This window comes from Spirosoma areae, from assembly GCF_054781775.1.
In genome coordinates this window covers 142,343-160,591 of record NZ_BAAGTT010000007.1, presented here as the reverse complement: position 1 = coordinate 160,591, position 18,249 = coordinate 142,343, and the positions used below count along the sequence as shown (strand labels likewise).

The following is an 18,249-nucleotide window of genomic DNA, read 5'->3' as shown; positions in this document are numbered from 1 at the left end:
CCTCTACAGTTTCCACTGCACAACCCAGCCGGGCTTAATGACTTTTGGGCGAGGAAGCCCAGCCAGGCCCGTAGCCGGGTTCATGGCCGTCAGTGTAAGGGGAATGATCGTCCTGGTCTGGCTCGAAATGGCTTTGGTGGCCCGCAGAAACAGATTTCCGCGACTATCCACATCGTCCACAATGGCATACAGTATATCGCCGGTTTTCAATATGTCTTCGCCAATCTGAACATCTTCGGTGAGCATGAATGCCCAGCTTTGGCCAATTTTGACTTGACCCGCCTTTACTAATCTGGCTGCTACGTCGCCGATAAAAACCGGTGCGGCAGCCGGTTTATTTTTGAGCAGTTCGGTCAGCAAACTATCCATAACACGGGCTTCGTTTCGGGGCGATGAACCCGTTGGCTCCGATAGAGATTCAATCGGGACGCCCACCGGTTCAGGCTCTTCATCCTGAAGCCAGCCCATTCGCCGTGCCTGCGCCCGCTCCTGCTCATAGGCATTGTCGCCCGCCGAAGCCAGCATCAGCCCAACCGAGCCGACGCCATAGGATGGGTTGGTGAACAGTTCTTTCATGGCCAGAATCCGGTAGAGGTAGTAGCCCGTTTCGGCGTTCATGGTCATGGCATAATAGTCGCGGTGGCCCGACTTCGTGATTTTGCGCTGTACCATACCTACGCCCCCGTTGTAGGCAGCAGCCACGAGTGTCCACGATCCCAGCTTGTGGTACAGAAACTTCAGGTATTTGCAGGCGGCTTCGGTCGATTTGTGAAGATCGGTGCGGTCATCTTTGCCGGGCGTAATCGACAGCCCCATATCCTCTGCCGTATCGTCCATAAATTGCCAATAGCCGATGGCTCCGGCGGAGGATACCGCGTTGGCGTGCCAGGCGCTTTCGATAAGCGGCAAGTACTTAAAGTCGTTTGGGATGCCGTGCCGCCGAAGGATTGGCTCGATTACGGCGAAAAATGGGGCCGAGCGGGCCTTCAGTCCAGCCAGGTGCCGGACGTAGCCCGAACTGCCCGCCAGTGCGTAAGCTAACTTGGCCGAAACATCGCCCTGTTCGGTAGGGACAATTTCGCCACAAAAATGCAGACGGCCCGGACCACCTAACTGGCGTGGCTGAACCTGGGTTAGATGGCCTTTACGACCTTTCGCCGGGAGAGTTTTCTTCTGGGCTGATGTGATGGTAGCAAGACATAAAATGCTCAAAATCAGCAAGCCCGTATGTCGAATAAGTTTAGCCAAAGCAATTGAATAGTGATCCAACCCATACAAAACGAGCCTAAACGTGGGTTTAGTTCGGGCGGGTTACCATCGTACTAATGAGTTTTTGTGCCTGTTGGACGTTACAATGCCTTCCAGGTCAAAATCCAGCCGGATTTTATTTGATCGACGTCGGGCAGTTTGATGCCACTGCGCCCGGTTGAGGCATCAACGGCCGACAAGGCGAGTTTATAGGTATGCTTCTCATTAGCCGAGTACAACTGATCGGCCCGTAGGTAAAGTTTGTTGGTTTTTGGGTCGATGTCTTCGACAATCGCATACAAAACATCGCCTTCTTCGACTTCCCGGCCATCGGTCATGCCATCGCGGGTGAGCCGAAACACCCAGATTTGTCCGCGTTGCAGGCCCGTTGCTTCCACCAGTCTGGCTTTAACACCGCCCCGAAACACATCAGCCGCGTTTGGTAGAGGAATGTCGGCAGTTTGATTGATCAATGGGCGGGTTGTTTCTCTGATAGGTTCACTGACAGCTACTTCTGTAGCCTCCTGCATAATAACTTCCGGCAAAATAACTTCATCCGTATCCGGCTCGGCATCAGGCGTCAGGGGATCGCTCAGATTGGCCATCAGTTGCTCAGGAATAATACGCTGATACGACCGATAATTGGAAAACAATTCTTTAAACGCCAGAATCCGATACAGGTATTTACCCGTCTCGGCATTCAGCCGCAGGTAGTAATAATCGCGTTGCTGCTGTCGGCGAATGTTACTCAGCAACGCACCAATGCCGTTGTTGTAGGCAGCAGCGGCCAATGTCCACGACCCCAGCCGGTTATGCAGATACCGCAGATACCGGCAGGCGGCATTCGTTGATTTCACTAAATCCTGCCGTTCGTCGTTGCCGGGCTGAATCGTTAAGCCTAACTCGCGGGCTGTAGCAGGCATGAATTGCCAGTAACCCACTGCCCCTTTGGGCGAAACAGCCAGTCCCATCAGCGCACTTTCGACTAAGGGCAGGTATTTAAAATCTAAAGGAATGCGATGATGGGCCAGAATTGGCTCAATAATGGGGAAGAAAACAGCCGCCCGTTGCCGAATACGCACGAACGCCCGGTTGTGGCTGGTATTACGTACTAATGCCGACACTAACCGGCGGGCAACGACTTCTTCGTGCACCGGTACAGACTCTCCGCAAAAGTAAACGGGGGGTAGCATGGTTGTCAGACCCGGATCGAACGATAGGGCAGTTGTGGCAGAAAACAACGGACGAATGAATAATGGTGTGGATAGCGAATGCCTATATGAAGAAACACTTGTTGCTATTAATCCTGCCGTCAGTGATAATGAGGTTACTAAATGCATTAACTATCGAGTACAAATTTTATGGGCTATGGTATTAGGACTTGATAGTTAGTCTACGGTAACACTATAGTTGTATTATTTTAAGGTATAGCCCGGTTATTTACTAAGCGGAGGGAGTTGACAATGAGGGCTACGCATCGCCACGTTCCCACTGTTTCCCTGTGTTTAACGGAAAAAGCAAAAGCCGCTCGTTTTAAGCGGCTTTTGCCAATAAACTACGACTCGTCCAAGTTAGTTTCTATCGATTCTGTTGAGGCTCTTGTGTCTGACAAGCAGGGCAAGAGAATCTACAGAATCTATTTTGGTGAAGTACTATCCGTATGGAATTATAACCAGTCCCAGAAATGGAGTGGCCGAATTCCTTCGCCTTTTTTCCACTGCAGGAAGCGGGGCCGGCGGAACCGGAGCACCATCAGGCCCATCATTAATTTTTTGATAGGCAGATGATTCCCCTGTTCCTCCAGATTCGCATCGGGTGCATCGGGCAGGGCTTCGGCAGACGCAGCACTGGCAATCAATTGCTGGGTATCGGAGGGCGCTTTGGTCAGGGCCGTGTTCGGACGTGGACCCCAGGTGGGGTTCGTGTCGTCTTCGTCAATCAGTTCGACGGTTGGGGAGTCTTTAATCTTCTTAGGCAATGCCAGCGGTTTATGCCAACTGGGCAACGGCTTGGTTAACTGAGCAATGGTGGAGCCATGCAGCAGCAGGGCATACTGGCGTGTGTTACTGAGCAATTCCTTGAACGCCAGAATCCTGAACAGGTAGTGACTGGTTTCGCGGTGCAGCCGGAGCCGGTAATAGTTCGAGTGCCCCTGCTGCTCCATTTTATTTCGCACGTGCGTTATGCCCCCGTTATAAGCAGCCGCCACTAATGTCCAGGAACCCAACTCGCGGTATAATTGGTGCAGGTGCCGACACACAGCCACCGTTGATTTTTGCAGATTGAAGCGTTCGTCAACTTCGCCGTTTACCTTCAGTCCCAATTCACGGGCGGTGCCAGGCATTATCTGCCAGTAGCCCGATGCACCCTTATAGGATACACTGTTGTTTACTAATGCGCTTTCGGCTAAGGGCATAAACCGGAAGTCGCGCGGGATTTTATACTTACGAAGAATCGGGTCGATAATGGGGAAGAACGTGGAGGCCCGAACCCGTAGCGCCATGAGGAACTCCTCCTGAGCGCCGTAGGTACGCAGCGTTTGTATCCACCGGCGCGAAACACGCGGTTCATCGACGGGAACCTCTTCACCGCAAAAATAAATAGGGAATACACGTTTGGTCGAGTCGACCACCAATAGCGCTGGGTTGTTCAGGCCGCCTGAGGACATAAGCGTCCGACTCGTGTCGGCCCCCACCATCGGGAATACCGGAATCGACAGAGCGATTCCCGGTTTTATAGCCGCCATGAGCAGTGAAAAACTTACTTCTTTTATCAAGATAACGTTCGTTGTTGTGATACATAGAGACGACAAAACCCGTTCTGAATTAACGGGCTTGTCGACCGGAAGAATACGAATTTAATGACTTATACTGTATAAACCAAATGCTGGTTCTAAGAATTATCCAATGGCCCGGCAGAAAACAGGACTTTACTTATCCAAAAGGCCCGCTACAAGGGTCAGTTTGCCATAATCATACCGACCACCTAAATGGTCAAAAACGGGCTTTAAACGCCCTTCTTCCATGCCGACGGTGGTAATTGCTTTCTCAATTTCCCGCCGTTCGGCAGGGTCAATGAGCGACACTAAATCGATGTCATAACCCGACCTGGCCAACTGTACTAAATGGCCTGCCACGGAGCCGGTAGTTAGCTGACGCTGGGCGGCAATGGCCTCGACGGTCATGCCTGAATTGTACAAATCGAGTGTAACTAACTGCGTTGATCCTTTGGGTTTTTCGCCCGCCTGTACGCGCCCCCGAACATAGCCCAGAATTTCGTCCAGGAACTGCTTACCGAACAGTTGAAGTTTACGTTCGCCCACGCCACTCACGTTGCGGAGCGCGTCGGGTGTGGTAGGCCGCTGGCGGGCCATGTCTTCGAGCGTCGTATCGGTGAAAATAACATACGGCGGCACATTCTGCTCGTCGGCGAGTTGCTTGCGGAGCACCCGAAGCCGCTCAAACAAATCGTTGCGTTGTGTTTCGGTTCTGGCCCGGTTCTTCTCAACTACCACTGGTTTGGGGGCATCGTCGGGCCGGACGAGATCGATTTTGCGACCGCCGTATAGTACCTGATCGGCCAGAATACCCCGGCGCAGCGCATAGTGCTGGTCGTAGGCAATCTCGATAACGCCAATATTGATTAGTTGATGCAGGTAATTCCGCCAGTCTTCAAAACGCATGTCGCGCCCCGCGCCGTAGGTTTTCACCTGGTCGTAGCCGCCCTGGAGTACCTGCTGGCTTCGGGAACCGCGCAGAATGTCGATGAGCAGATTCATCGGCACCCGTTCGCCCGTGCGAACGATGGCCGAGAGGGCTTTCTGGGCCAGAATAGTACCGTCGAAGGTCACGCGTGGGTCGCGGCAAACATCGCAGTTGCCGCAGGGTTCGGGTAGTTCTTCCGAGAAATAGGAGAGCAGAATCTGACGGCGGCAGGTGTGGGCATCGGCATACTGCTGCATTCGTTCGAGCTTGGCTAATTGCAGCCCAAGATTCGCGGGGCTGTTTTCGGCCAGCATTTCCTTGTAGGTTGCCACATCGGCAAAGCTGTAAAACAAAACCGTTTGGGCGGCAGCCCCGTCGCGGCCCGCCCGCCCGATTTCCTGATAAAAGCTTTCGATGTTTTTAGGCATGTTGTAATGAATCACCCAGCGCACATTCGACTTGTCGATGCCCATGCCGAAGGCGATGGTGGCGCACATAATCCTGACATCGTCGCGCAGGAAAGCCTCCTGGGTTTTCGAGCGGTCGTCGGGGTCCATTTTTGCGTGATAAAAAGCCGCGCTGAACCCTTTTTCCTGCAACTTGGCCGCTAAGGACTCGGTCGACTTCCGGCTTAGGCAGTAAATGATGCCGGACGTATCGGGTTTTTGCTGCAACAGCCGGATAATCTGCTGAATGCGGTTCTGACCGGGGAGTACCTGTAAACTCAGATTTTTTCGGTTAAACGAATCCACAAATACCGCCGGGTCGTTCATGCCAAGCCGGGTGGCAATATCGTGGCGGGTGAGTTTATCGGCCGTAGCGGTGAGGGCAATCGTTGGCACGTTGGGAAACTTCTCCTTCAGGATGTGCAGTTGCGTGTACTCCGGGCGGAAATCGTGCCCCCACGAGGAAATGCAGTGCGCTTCGTCGATAGCAATTAGTGAAATAGTAATGCGTTTCAGAAAATGAAGAAACGACTCGGTGAGCAGTTTCTCAGGCGAAACATATAGAAGTTTAAGTTTCCCGCTGCAACAGTCGTCTTCAATGTCGCGTTGTTCCCGGCCGGTTTGGGTGCTGTTGTAAAAAGCCGCCTGAATGCCATTCATGTGCAGTGCGCCAACCTGATCTTTCATCAGCGCAATCAGGGGCGACACCACCACCGTAACACCGGGCAGCATCAGCGCAGGGATCTGAAAGCAAACCGACTTGCCACCCCCGGTTGGCATGAGCACGACTGTGTCCCGACCACTCAGAATCGACTGAATGATGGCCTCCTGCATGGGCCGAAAGCGGTCATAGCCATAATAGCGTTTGAGGTAATCGGCGGGATTCTGGGCAGCAGTTGGTTGGGCAATCGTCATTGATTTCGAAACTGAACAGGTGATAAAGCGGGCGAATGGGTATACATAAGACGTAAGAAACGTCTCATGGTTAGTTGGTAACGCCCTACTCTTTCTATCAAATTTACGCAAAATTTAAGACCTTTTCGGTAACGAATTCGTGATTTTATCCTCATCTTTCCGTCTCAAGAGCTATAATTTCATTGTTTCTTTCTAAAACAAATCCGATAACCATGAAAAAGACACTGTCGATTCTTTGTCTTGCCCTCAGCCTGCTCGTTGCCGTCAACGGTATGGCGCAGGAGGACAAACAGGCCAAAAAAAGCAAGGCTAAAAAAGAAATGAGCGAGGCCGATGCATCGGCCAAAAAAGCGGCTAAGGCGGAGAAAAAAGCGCAGAAAGACGCAGCCAAAGAGCGGAAGAAAGCGGCTAAGGCCGACGGCGACGCCGTTGCCAAAGAACAGGCTAAAGCCGATAAGAAAGCGGCAAAGGAACTGGCAAAAGACAAAAAAGTCGATACCAAAAACACGACCGACGAGGCTAAGCAGACCGCTATGAACGACCGTATGGCCGCTGCCAGAGCCGCAAAAGCCGCCAAACAAGAAGCGAAGGAGGATGCCAGCCTGGCAAAGAACTCGACCGATAAAGCGGCCAGAAAAGCAAATAAAATGGCCGACAACGCAGGTCTGAAGGATGACAAAATGAGTAAGTCATCGAAGATGGACAAAACGGACAAGAGCGACAAAATAGCGAGGGGCGCTACGTCGGAAAAGATGGCAAAATCGACCATGAAGGAAGAGAAGGCCACGCCCGCCGATTACAAAGCTCCCATCGACCGCTCAAAAAAAGGCCCAAACGGTGAAACGGTTATGACCGGTCCCCGTGGTGGCAAATATTACATCAACAAAAACGGCAACAAGACGTATCTGAGCAGTTTACGGGATTAATTTGTGACGTTAATTACAAGGCAAAGTGGGGGCGGGTTATAAAACCCGCCCCCACTTTGCAGTATACAGCGTGTTTTTAATTTAGTTCACAATTGGACATATAGCATTCTCAAGGCTGTTTTTTGTCAATTCGTTGCTGATTTTGACTTATCAACGGGAAGCTGGCTTTCAAGGATGCCATCTTTGATAAGTTGATTGACAATCTCGCGCGGAGGGACTTCATTGTCGCCGGATGTTGTCACAATGGCCTTCCAGAAGGGTTGGCCGGTAGCAAGATTCTTCATCTCCAGATAAAGCTCATTCGTTGAGGCAATGTATTTGCCGTAACCGGACGTATAGTTGCGGTTAAAATCAATGGTTAAAAGTACCTCACTCTGGCAGGTCTGACGCTGTTTCTCAATGGTTTGCTCTGGGTTATCGAATGAAATCGGGCTGTTCGATACGGTGCATACCTGATAACCAGCCGGAAAGGCTGTCTGGAAGGTAGGCAAATACGTTGGTTTGACAGTCGGTAATCTTGATTCAATCAGAATTCGCCGAAATTCCGGCGTGGCATCCGCTTTCACATTGGATTGAAAATTAACGGCTATGCAGCCTGTCAGGCTTGCCAGGAAGCTAATCATCAGAACTTTACAGGCCGTCGTTTTCATTGGTTCCTGCGCTTTTCGTTGTTTGTCAAAAATAAGAACATAGTTATATTTCGATTGTTGGGCGGTTGTACCTATTTATGCTGGCAACGCGGGCAGATTACGATGACCGATAACTAACTTAATCCTGTATAGCTAAGGAACACAGCCGTTATTTACTAAGCATTTAACTAAACTCAACCGATGAATACTTCTTCTTTCGGTAAACTGTGCATCGTTGCCCTTATGTTGTTATACGGCTGTAAACACGAACAGGACCCAACCCCGCCAATTCCTGTCGAGTTCAGTCAGGCTCCGACTGTCATCATACGTAGCGGCACATCGGGGCTGCTGTCGGCTACCATCACGTCGGGACCAGCGAATGAGGCCGTTACGGGCGGTTTTGTGTGGTCGAAAACGAATGCGTTGCCTACTCTTTCTGATTACAAAACCACAAAAACGCTAACGTTCCCGGCGTTGCCCTACATCCTGCGTGATTCACTGGCCGGTCTGGAAAATAACGCTACTTATTTTTTTAGAGCTTATCTGACTACAGCTTCGGGCACGACCTATAGTGCGGCAACAACGTTGCAGGTAAAAATTAATCTGACGGATGTTTTTGCCCAAACCCTGACAGACCTGCTTCAGGGCCGCGACATTGGGTATGGGTTTGTGCTGTATGAGAACAACGAACTGAAGGCATCAGGGGCAGGGGGATTAAAATCGAGATCGGTTGAGGCCGAAGGGGAGAAAGCGTATTCCATCGACACTAAAATGCACATTGCCAGCATGAGCAAAACAATTTCGGCGATAGCCTTTACGCAGTTGGCCGCTCAGAAAGGGCTCCGAACGACGGACAAAATTGCCCCTTATTTACCGCCCTCCTGGGCCAAAGGCGAAAACATCAACCAGCTTACATTCCGCGACTTATTTAACCACCGGAGCGGTATTGTTGGGCTGGGAAATAATTGCCAGAACGGGGCCTACAGCGAAAATATCTACGCAGGACTCAAGCAACTGATTGCCAAAGGCGTAACAACCGGCAACCGGGGGCAATACTGTTATCAGAATGCGAATTACGGCCTCATGCGGGTGATTATTCCGGCCCTGACCGGCTATGTGTTTACCGGCGATGATGCCCTGGATGACCAGCAGACGCAGCTACGTTATTTGTCGTATGTACAGCAGAACGTACTCGAAAAAGCAGGGCTTGCTAATATTATTCCGGCACAGCCAACAGGAGACCCAACGTATTGCTACAGCTATCCGAACATCGCCGGCCGGAAGGGCTGGAATCCCGGAGGCTTTATCAACTTGCTGGGGGCTTATGGGTGGTATCTGACGCCCCGCGAAGCTGGTAAATTATATGCCACCGTATTGTCGTCGGGCGACCAGTCGATTCTGCCAACGGCATACAAAGATACGCTGCTACTCAATAACTTAGGCTGTTTTCGGATTTCGAGCACGTTGGGTAACGTGGCCTATCACGACGGTTGGTGGTATTTCAATAATCAGGTACCCTATGTTGGCCTTCGGACAATCTGGATGAAATTTCCGAATAACCTGACCCTGGCCCTCTTTGTAAATGAATTAAACAGCCAGACAGGCTTATTTCCCTCTACGGATGGAGTCGATATTGTCACCTTCGCGTTTCGGGCTTATACGACAGCGCGGCAGCTCAGCGGTGGTCGGCTGGCACCCGTTACCCTAACGCTGGAACACCCGGAACCACACTAACGTCCGGCCTAATGAGACATGAGGAGATAGAATAAGTTTATTTTCAATTAAATTAGCTATTGGGTGAGCAGTTTTTTCAGACAGGATTACAGGATTAAACAGGATCTGATAGAATCACTATCCTGTTTAATCCTGTAATCCTGTCTGAAAAGTCGCCCTACACGCAGACGTGGCGAAAACTATAAATCAGACAGCGAGTTCCTACGTTCAGGTTCTCTTCTGATACTATGCGGCAACTGCTTTATCTGACCACGCTCTTTATCGTACTCTGCTGCCATTCTCAGGGCGTTCAGACCCTGCAAACGCCCGGCCTGCAGCAACCCGTCGAAGTGATCCGTGACCGGTGGGGCGTCAATCACATTTACGCCAAAAACGAACACGACCTGTTTTTTGCCCAGGGTTATTCAGTGGCGCAGGATCGGCTGTTTCAGTTGGAAATCTGGCGACGGCAAGCTACCGGAACCGTTGCCGAACTGCTCGGCCCGCAGGAAACGAAGCGTGATATTGGCACCCGCTTATTTCAATTCAGAGGTAATCTGGAACAGGAATTAAAGCACTATCACCCGCATGGGCCGCAGATTGTTCGGGCGTTTGTGGAGGGCATCAACGCCTACATCAGCCAGATTCTGAAAACACCCGGCCAACTGCCCTTCGAGTTTCGGGTGTTGAACACAAAACCCGGACTCTGGACGCCCGACGTGGTGATTAGCCGCCATCAGGGGCTGATGTACAACGTTCGGGATGAGTTGAACTTTGGGCGGTTAGTCAGGCTTATTGGTGCCGATAAGCTTCGCGAACTACAGTGGTTTCATCCAGCCTTAACGCCGGAAGAGCCGGATTTAACCCTGCACGTCAACGGCGACGAACTGTTTCAGCCCATTCTGGAACTGTATGAGGCTTTCCGATTACCGCTACACCTGAACGGCAGGGCCACAAAAGCTGATGAGGATGAAGCCAGGCGGTTGAGTCCATTGATAAACAACTGGTTCGAGACGGAAAAGCAGTATGTCGGCTCAAACAACTGGGTGCTGTCGGGGAAAAAATCCGTGAGTGGCTATCCCATGCTGGCGAATGACCCGCACCGGGCACAATCGACGCCTTCCTTACGCTACTGGGTACACCTGAACGCGCCCAGCGTGGATTCGCCCGGCGTGGATTCGCCCGGATGGAACGTAGTAGGCGCGGGCGAGCCGACCCTGCCGGGAATATCTATCGGACACAATGATCATGGCGCGTGGGGACTAACGATTTTCGAGACCGATAACGAAGATTTGTATGTGTACGAGACCAATCCGGCCAATCCCAATCAGTACCGCTACAAAGGTAACGGTGCGATGAATGGGTGGGTGCCGATGCAGATCGTGACCGAAACCATCCCGGTAAAGAACGGACAGTCGGTGCGGGTCGAACTAAAATACACCCGCCACGGACCGGTGGTGTTCGAGGATAAGCAGCATCATAAAGCGTATGCGGTTCGAGCGGCCTGGCTCGAACCGGGCTGTGCACCGTATCTGGCAAGTTTGCGGATGAACCAGGCCCGCAACTGGCCCGAGTTTCGGCGGGCGTGTTCATTCAGCCGAATTCCGGGCGAAAACATGATTTGGGCGGATAAAACCGGTACCATCGGCTGGCAGGTGGTGGGTTTATCACCCATTCGCCGGAATTTCACGGGCTTAGTGCCGGTTCCCGGCGATGGTCGGTTTGAGTGGGATGGCTATTTGCCCATGCTCCAACTGCCCAACAAACTGAACCCACCGGAAGGCTTTGTCGTGACAGCAAATAATAACCTGACACCCCCAGATTTTCCTTACAGAAATGCCATCGGCTGGGAGTGGTCAGGGCCAAACCGGGCGCACCGAATAGAAGAACTGCTGAATGAGGGAAAGCGCAGGAACCTGGTTGATTTTATGGCTTTGCAAACCGATTACCTGTCCATACCCGCCCGAACGTTAGTGCCGTTGCTGCAAAACCTCACATCACCAAACGGCCGAACCCAACAGGCCCTGAGCTACCTCCGCCGGTGGGATTATAAACTGGAGCCAAACTCGGTGGCGGCTGCTATTTATGTAGCCTGGGAAGAACAACTGAAACTCGCTGTCTATCAGGAAAAAGTGCCGGAGAGGGCCCGGCCTTACCTGACCAGCCTGCCCACTAAACGCATACTCGATGCGCTGCTTGTGCCAACGCCTACCCGCAATGACCGGCTGCTAACCTGCCTCGACCGCGCTGTTGCCGATCTCACCAATCGGCTCGGCCCCAAAATGGAAAACTGGATCTACGGACAGCATACCAACAAGCACATCACCATCACGCACCCACTTAGCGGCCTGGTTGACCCAGATATGCAGAAGAAACTCAACTTTGGCCCGGTCAGCCGGGGGGGTAATGGCGAAACGGTTAATGCAACGGCCAATAGCCTTAACCAAACACATGGCGCGTCGTTTCGGATTCTGGTCGATACCGAAAACTGGGACAAGACGCTCGGCATCAACAGCCCCGGTCAGTCGGGGAATCCCGATAGCCCGCACTACGGCGATTTGTTCCCAGTCTGGGCCGAAAATAACTACTTTCCGGTGTTCTTCTCGAAGGAAAAAATTAAAACCGTTGTGGAGCAGACGACCGTTTTACAACCCTAATGTGGGCTATGCGGCCTTGCGGCCACGCTACATCCGGGCTACATTGCGTACTTTTGTAATTGCAAAAAGTTACTATTACGCAGTTCAATACGAAACGATGGATATTCAGGACGAATTAAAACAGGCGATTCAGGAAGCTACAAGGTCGCTCTATAATATTCAGGATGAGGTTATTTTACAGCCCACAAAAAAAGAATTCAACGGGTCATACACCTACGTAACATTCCCGCTAACGAAAGTAGCCCGGCAGTCGCCCGTGCAGATCGGTACTGCCATTGGGACGTATATAAAAGAGCACAAACCAATTGTCAGCGATTTCAACGTCATACAGGGCTTTTTAAACATTAGTGTCGCTAACTCCTCCTGGGTCGATAAACTCAATGAGATTGCCGCCAATCCTGCGTTTGGCACGTTGCCTCAAAAGGGCCGGGCTGGCGCTTCGGAATCCGTGATGGTCGAATTCTCGTCGCCCAACACAAATAAACCGCTGCACCTGGGCCATTTACGGAACAACTTCTTAGGCGATTCAATCAGCCGGATTCTGGCGGCCAACGGCTACGATGTCGCCAAAACCTGCATTGTCAACGATCGGGGCATTCATATCTGCAAATCCATGCTGGCCTATCAACTGTTCGGAGAAGGCGAAACGCCGGAGTCGGCGGCCCTGAAAGGCGATCATTTGGTTGGCAAATACTACGTACTGTTCGACAAAGCCTATAAAGCGCAGATCGAAGAAATGGTTGCTCAGGGAACCCCCAAAGAAGAAGCCGAAAAGCGGGCACCGCTGATGCAGGAAGTTCAGCAGATGCTGCGGCTTTGGGAACAGGGCGACCCAGCAACCGTTGCCCTCTGGCGGCAACTGAACAACTGGGTGTATGCCGGTTTCGACGCCACCTACAAAAGCATCGGCGTGCGTTTCGACAAGACTTACTACGAGTCGAATACGTACCTGCTCGGCAAGGAAATTGTCGAGGAAGGAGTACAAAAAGGCGTTTTCTATCGCAAAGACGATGGTTCCGTCTGGATCGACCTGACCGATGAAGGCTTAGACCAGAAATTAGTACTACGTTCCGATGGCACGTCGGTCTACATGACTCAGGATTTGGGCACAACGGATCTGAAATTTCAGGATTTTCACAACGACCGGTCCATTTGGGTTGTGGGTAACGAGCAGGATTACCACTTTAATGTCCTGTTTGCCATTCTGCGCCGGTTGGGTCGGGCCTATGCGAACGAGTTGTATCACTTGTCGTATGGCATGGTCGACCTGCCAACGGGCAAGATGAAATCGCGCGAAGGCACCGTTGTTGATGCCGACGATTTGATTCAGGAAACCATCGACGCGGCTTCCACTGCCGCTGACGAAGCCGCCAAAGGCAAACTTGACGAGTTTAGCGAGGATGAGAAAATAGCCTTGTTTCAGATGCTCGGTCTGGGGGCGTTGAAGTATTATTTGCTGAAAGTAGACCCGCAGAAACGGATGCAGTTCAACCCCGCCGAGTCGGTCGATTTGCACGGCAACACGGGGCCGTATATCCAGTATGTTCACGCCCGTATCCGGTCGGTTTTGCGGAAGGCCGGTGAACTGGGAATGCTGAAAAATGGGCCGGTTGTTGTAACCGAGTTGGATGAGGTTGAACAGCAATTAGTTCTTTTGCTGAGTCAGTATCCGCAGCGGGTAGCCGAAGCAGGTGACGCCTACGCTCCCTCCTATATTGCCCAATATGCCTATGAACTGGCGAAGACGTTCAATCAGTTCTACGACAAGTTGCCTATCCTGAAAGAAACCGATTCGACCAGGTTGCATGCCCGTCTTGTTTTATCAAAAGTGGTTGGTGAAACTATTCGGAAGGCAATGGGTTTATTGGGCATAGAGGTGCCTGAAAAAATGTAAGGTAATAAATGCATTTTTGTCATTCCGACGGAGGAGGGCGGCCCGTGCCGAGGAATGACAAAAATTAACCAAAACAATTCTTCTCTACTAACTGTCAAATTAACCATGAAAAAGAATCTTGTTTTTACGTTGATCGCCCTGGCGTTCGTTTTCACCCTGACCAGTTTTATGTCTTTATCAACACTTGTGAAAGGCATTTTTGCCGACAAAAATGAAGTGGCGGTTGCTCCGGCCAATGCGCCCGCCCCCACAAAAAGCCTGTATGATTTCACCGTGAACTCGCTCGATGGCAAACCCGTAGCACTCAAAGGGTTTAAAGGCAAAAAAGTTGTTATTCTGAACGTCGCGTCGAAATGTGGGTTCACCCCACAGTACGCCGACTGGGAAAAATTCTACAAAGAACACGGCGACAAAATTGTGGTGCTGGGTTTCCCGGCCAATAATTTCAAAAGTCAGGAACCCGGCAGCAGCGAAGAAATTGCAGAGTTCTGCAAAAAAAATTATGGGGTAACGTTCCCCATGTTTGAGAAAGTATCGGTGCTGGGCGACGATCAGGCTCCGCTCTATAAGTGGCTGACGGATAAGTCGATGAATGGCTGGAACGACAAAGTGCCCACCTGGAATTTCTGCAAATACGTCATCAACGAAAAAGGCGAACTGACGCATTTCTTCGGCTCTAAAGTGAAGCCTGAAGACGATGAGTTTAAGAAAGCTGTTGGTATTTAATGTATAATGAACAATGAAAAATGGATAATGGAGCGGTGATTTACTGCCTCCCATTATCCATTTTTCATTATCCATTTTTCATTTATGAACGCTTGGATTGCGGCCGCCCGGCCACGCACGTTGCCGCTGGCCTTAGCCAGTATTATTCTTGGTAGTTTTCTGGCATTCGCTGACCGGCACTTTAGCTGGTCAGTTGCGCTATTGGCCGTGCTGACAACTATTTTTCTGCAGGTTCTGTCCAACTTTGCCAACGATTACGGCGACGCCGTTTCGGGAAAAGATACCGAATTGAGAGTCGGCCCCCGGCGGGCCGTTGCTACCGGCGACATCACGAAAGAAGCCATGCTGCGGGGAATTATCCTGATGGCCGCCCTATCGCTCATTTGTGGTGTTGGTTTATTAGTGATAGCCTTTGCCAATGCTGGCCCTACCGTCTTCTGGGTTTTTCTGGGGCTGGGGTTGCTGAGCATTGGGGCGGCCATAGGCTATACCAACGGCAAACGTCCGTATGGTTACGCGGGCTTTGGCGATATTGCCGTCCTGATTTTCTTCGGATGGGTTGGGGTTCTGGGGACCTATTTTCTCCATACACTCACGTTTAACCCCAGCTTACTTCTCCCGGCCACAAGCGTTGGTCTGTTTGCAACCGGTGTGCTGAATGTGAACAACATCCGCGACATTGAAACCGACACATTGACCGGCAAACGCTCGATTCCGGCCCGCCTGGGTCTGCCGCTGGCCATTCGCTACCACTGGGGGTTGCTTATTACCGGCATGGCCTGTGCCGTTGCGTATTCGTTCCTGACCGATGCTGCCTGGTTTAGTTATGTGTATATCCTTGCTTTCCCCCTGTTCATTCTGAATGGCCGGGCCGTTGCTACTCACAAACGCCCCGTTGAACTCAACGCCCGACTTGGTCAGCTTGCGCTGACGACCTTGCTGTTTGTGGTATTGTTTGGCCTGGGGCAGGTGTTAGTTTAAACCTAAATGGTTTTTAAAATCTTTTAGAAGCAGTAATTCATTGCCGCACAATCTTTCTGGTCAGTTTCGTTTGCCCGGCCTGAACCGTTAGCAGGTAGATACCGGTAGCATGAGGTAAGGGTATGGTTTCGGAAAGTGACATCATCAGCCCAAACGATTTCTGAAATACAGCACGGCCATTCGGGTCATGCAGCGTCAGGGTTATTTCTTTTTTCTGCGTGGTCGTTAAATCAACATAAACCACTTGTTGGGCTGGGTTTGGGTAGATTCGTAAACGCCCGCCTGCAAACTCTTCTTCCCCGGTGGGTAGCAGCACCGTTATGGCAGCCTGCCCCGAACCGGTGCCCTTGCCACAACTATTCTCGACATCCGCAACGGAGTAAACGATGGATTTATTCGACTGAACCGTGAGTACGGTCGGTGTACTGCTGGCCGAAAATGCCGTGCCATCGGATAAACTACCCTTCCAGGGACCATCGCCGGTAAAATTGATTGTCAGCGAAACGGGTTGACCTTGTAGCACCGTTGTTGACCCGGATAGGGTAGCTGTTGGCAGCGGTTTGACCGCAAAACCATCGCTCGCCACAAGTTGTGCATACGGAATGCCACGCGGACGAACCCGCAACCGATATCCTGCGCCGGGTGCCAGATTAGCCGGAATGGTGGCTTTCAGCATTGTAACCGTACCTGATCCCACGATTCGTTCGGGCGAAAAATTGCCTGATGCATCGGATAGTAACACATCATATTGCCAGCCAGCGGCTTTGGTCGTGTTTTCGGAAATAGCCGTGACCGGAATTGTGCTGCCCACACAAACAGAACTGACTGTAGTAATTTTTGTCGTTAGTTTGGGTGGCTGCTGCACCATTATGGTAAACTGATCGGCTAAGCACTGCTGATTGTCGCTTACGGTCAGTGGAAACGTGCCCGCTTTGTCGGCTACGTAACGAAACGCACGGGTGGTTTGCCCGCCTGTCCATTGGTAGTTCCCCACCCAGGAAGCCGACAATTGAAGTGTGTCGGCAAATTCAGTTGTGAGCGAAGCCGTTTTATTCACGTTTTTCATGATCGTAAACCGGTCGGGAATGGTGCCATCGCCCAACAGATACTGAGCATCTAACCGATTGTCGGTCACATCGACCAGCAGCGACCCGCCGTTGGTCAGGTTGCCATAAACCAGCGCGGGGTGGGGGTAGTCTGCCTGTTGTCCGCCCGGTGCGCCCCCGGCTCCATCAACGATGTAGACCGTACCCTTACCTTTGGTCAGTATTGGGCACGAGTTGGGCGAACCGTCGTAGCGGGCCGTTGTATTCTCGACTACATGTTTGGCTTTGTCGAACGTGCTGGCTAAGCCGGTTTGCCCTTTCAGCCGATAGTATCGCTCGTAGCCATGACTGTGTCCGTTGAATACGATGTCTACGCCATACCGCTCCAGAATAGGCGTAAGGTTTTCGCGTAGAAGCCGCATCTGGGTTTCGGTATCGGAGTTATGGCTTCCTTTTGAGTAAGGGGGGTGGTGGAAGATAACGATGGTCCAGGGCTGTCGGTTAGCTGCCAGGTCGCGTTTGAGCCACTGAACCTGCGTGCCGGTGGTGTCATAGAGCCGATATTGACCGCCTTCCTGCCCCTGCGAATCGAGCGAAATCAGGTGAACGTTGCCGTAATTAGCCGAGAAATAGGATTTTGACCCAGAGGGCACCCCGCCCGCTTCGGCCTGTTGCGGAAAGTTGAACAGGTTATAATAGGGAATGTCGAAGTTGGTGTTGCTCTCCGAATAATCGTGATTGCCGGGACAGATGAAAATGGGCGTATTGCGAAACGTAGACCCGTATACATCAAAAACATACTGCTGATACTGGTCGTCGGCCCCACAGCAGTAAGCATTGTCGCCAAGCCAGACCCATAAGTCGGCGGGTCGGGTTGTGATTGCGTTGCGATAGGCCTGATACGCCGTTTGCTGCCAGTTGTTCGGGTAGCCGAAATCGCCCAGCACCCACATCCGAAAGGGCCGGGTATCGCCGGTTGGTAAGGCCGTTTTAACGTAATAATCGGGGCCGGTTGCCAGTTGGGTGTCATTGTAACCAACGGCATAGGCATAGCGGGTTGCCGGTTGAAGGCCCGTCAGGGTCAGGCTATGGTCGAGGGTGGGTTGCGACTCGCGTAGATTGCCCGTCAACTGGCTGGCCGATGTACCAAACCAAACTCGACCCGTGGTGGGCTGGTCGGTGCGCCAGCGAATAACAACCGAAGTTGGCGTAATGACCTGCAGATACGGCCCCCGCGTAAGGGCCGGTGCCTGGGCTTCCGCTTTCAGGCCGAAAAAGAAGAGAACTATGCCAATGGCGTAGACGCGGTTTTTCATACGGTACATCTAATAGATTACCGTAAAAGTAAGCCTACTGGCGAAAAC

At 51.7% G+C, this 18,249-nt stretch carries 12 protein-coding genes; 6 read left to right on the top strand and 6 right to left on the bottom strand.

Annotated elements, in window-relative coordinates; translation table 11 throughout:
• Positions 1-3: 3 nt before the first annotated feature.
• The 4 genes from ACYVI1_RS03360 to recQ all read right to left on the bottom strand — a co-directional run bounded on the left by ACYVI1_RS03360 (position 4) and on the right by recQ (position 6,313).
• Positions 4-1,248: a lytic transglycosylase domain-containing protein gene (locus ACYVI1_RS03360; RefSeq protein ID WP_460906680.1), complete on the bottom strand. Its 1,245-nt coding sequence runs from the start codon at positions 1,246-1,248 to the stop codon at positions 4-6.
• Positions 1,249-1,349: 101 nt separating this feature from the next.
• A complete protein-coding gene (locus tag ACYVI1_RS03355) occupies positions 1,350-2,441 on the bottom strand; it encodes a lytic transglycosylase domain-containing protein (protein ID WP_460906678.1) in 1,092 nt (363 codons plus the stop codon).
• A gap of 473 nt (positions 2,442-2,914) precedes the next feature.
• The gene (locus tag ACYVI1_RS03350) at positions 2,915-3,994 is read right to left on the bottom strand and encodes a lytic transglycosylase domain-containing protein (protein WP_460906806.1); all 1,080 of its coding nucleotides are present in this window, start codon (positions 3,992-3,994) and stop codon (positions 2,915-2,917) included.
• Positions 3,995-4,177: 183 nt separating this feature from the next.
• Positions 4,178-6,313, bottom strand: coding sequence for a DNA helicase RecQ (gene recQ, locus ACYVI1_RS03345; RefSeq protein ID WP_460906676.1), 2,136 nt, complete (start codon positions 6,311-6,313; stop codon positions 4,178-4,180).
• A gap of 212 nt (positions 6,314-6,525) precedes the next feature.
• On the opposite strand from recQ, the gene ACYVI1_RS03340 reads away from it, so the two are divergent.
• A complete protein-coding gene (locus ACYVI1_RS03340) occupies positions 6,526-7,239 on the top strand; it encodes a hypothetical protein (protein ID WP_460906674.1) in 714 nt (237 codons plus the stop codon).
• A gap of 125 nt (positions 7,240-7,364) precedes the next feature.
• Here ACYVI1_RS03340 and ACYVI1_RS03335 read toward each other — a convergent pair whose 3' ends face one another.
• The gene (locus ACYVI1_RS03335; protein ID WP_460906672.1) at positions 7,365-7,889 is read right to left on the bottom strand and encodes a hypothetical protein; all 525 of its coding nucleotides are present in this window, start codon (positions 7,887-7,889) and stop codon (positions 7,365-7,367) included.
• A 180-nt stretch (positions 7,890-8,069) separates the two neighbouring features.
• On the opposite strand from ACYVI1_RS03335, the gene ACYVI1_RS03330 reads away from it, so the two are divergent.
• The 5 genes from ACYVI1_RS03330 (at position 8,070) to ACYVI1_RS03310 (ending at position 15,839) form a co-directional block, all read left to right on the top strand.
• Positions 8,070-9,602, top strand: coding sequence for a serine hydrolase domain-containing protein (locus tag ACYVI1_RS03330; RefSeq protein WP_460906670.1), 1,533 nt, complete (start codon positions 8,070-8,072; stop codon positions 9,600-9,602).
• Between the two features lie 227 nt (positions 9,603-9,829).
• The gene (locus ACYVI1_RS03325) at positions 9,830-12,238 is read left to right on the top strand and encodes a penicillin acylase family protein (RefSeq protein ID WP_460906668.1); all 2,409 of its coding nucleotides are present in this window, start codon (positions 9,830-9,832) and stop codon (positions 12,236-12,238) included.
• Positions 12,239-12,335: 97 nt separating this feature from the next.
• The gene (gene argS, locus ACYVI1_RS03320; RefSeq protein ID WP_460906804.1) at positions 12,336-14,132 is read left to right on the top strand and encodes an arginine--tRNA ligase; all 1,797 of its coding nucleotides are present in this window, start codon (positions 12,336-12,338) and stop codon (positions 14,130-14,132) included.
• Between the two features lie 105 nt (positions 14,133-14,237).
• Entirely contained in the window at positions 14,238-14,858 is a 621-nt protein-coding gene (locus ACYVI1_RS03315; RefSeq protein ID WP_460906666.1) for a glutathione peroxidase, read from the top strand.
• Positions 14,859-14,942: 84 nt separating this feature from the next.
• Positions 14,943-15,839, top strand: coding sequence for a 1,4-dihydroxy-2-naphthoate polyprenyltransferase (locus tag ACYVI1_RS03310; RefSeq protein ID WP_460906664.1), 897 nt, complete (start codon positions 14,943-14,945; stop codon positions 15,837-15,839).
• 37 nt (positions 15,840-15,876) lie between these two features.
• On the opposite strand, the gene ACYVI1_RS03305 is transcribed toward ACYVI1_RS03310, so the two are convergent.
• Positions 15,877-18,201, bottom strand: coding sequence for a metallophosphoesterase (locus tag ACYVI1_RS03305; RefSeq protein ID WP_460906662.1), 2,325 nt, complete (start codon positions 18,199-18,201; stop codon positions 15,877-15,879).
• Between the last annotated feature and the right edge of the window lie 48 nt (positions 18,202-18,249).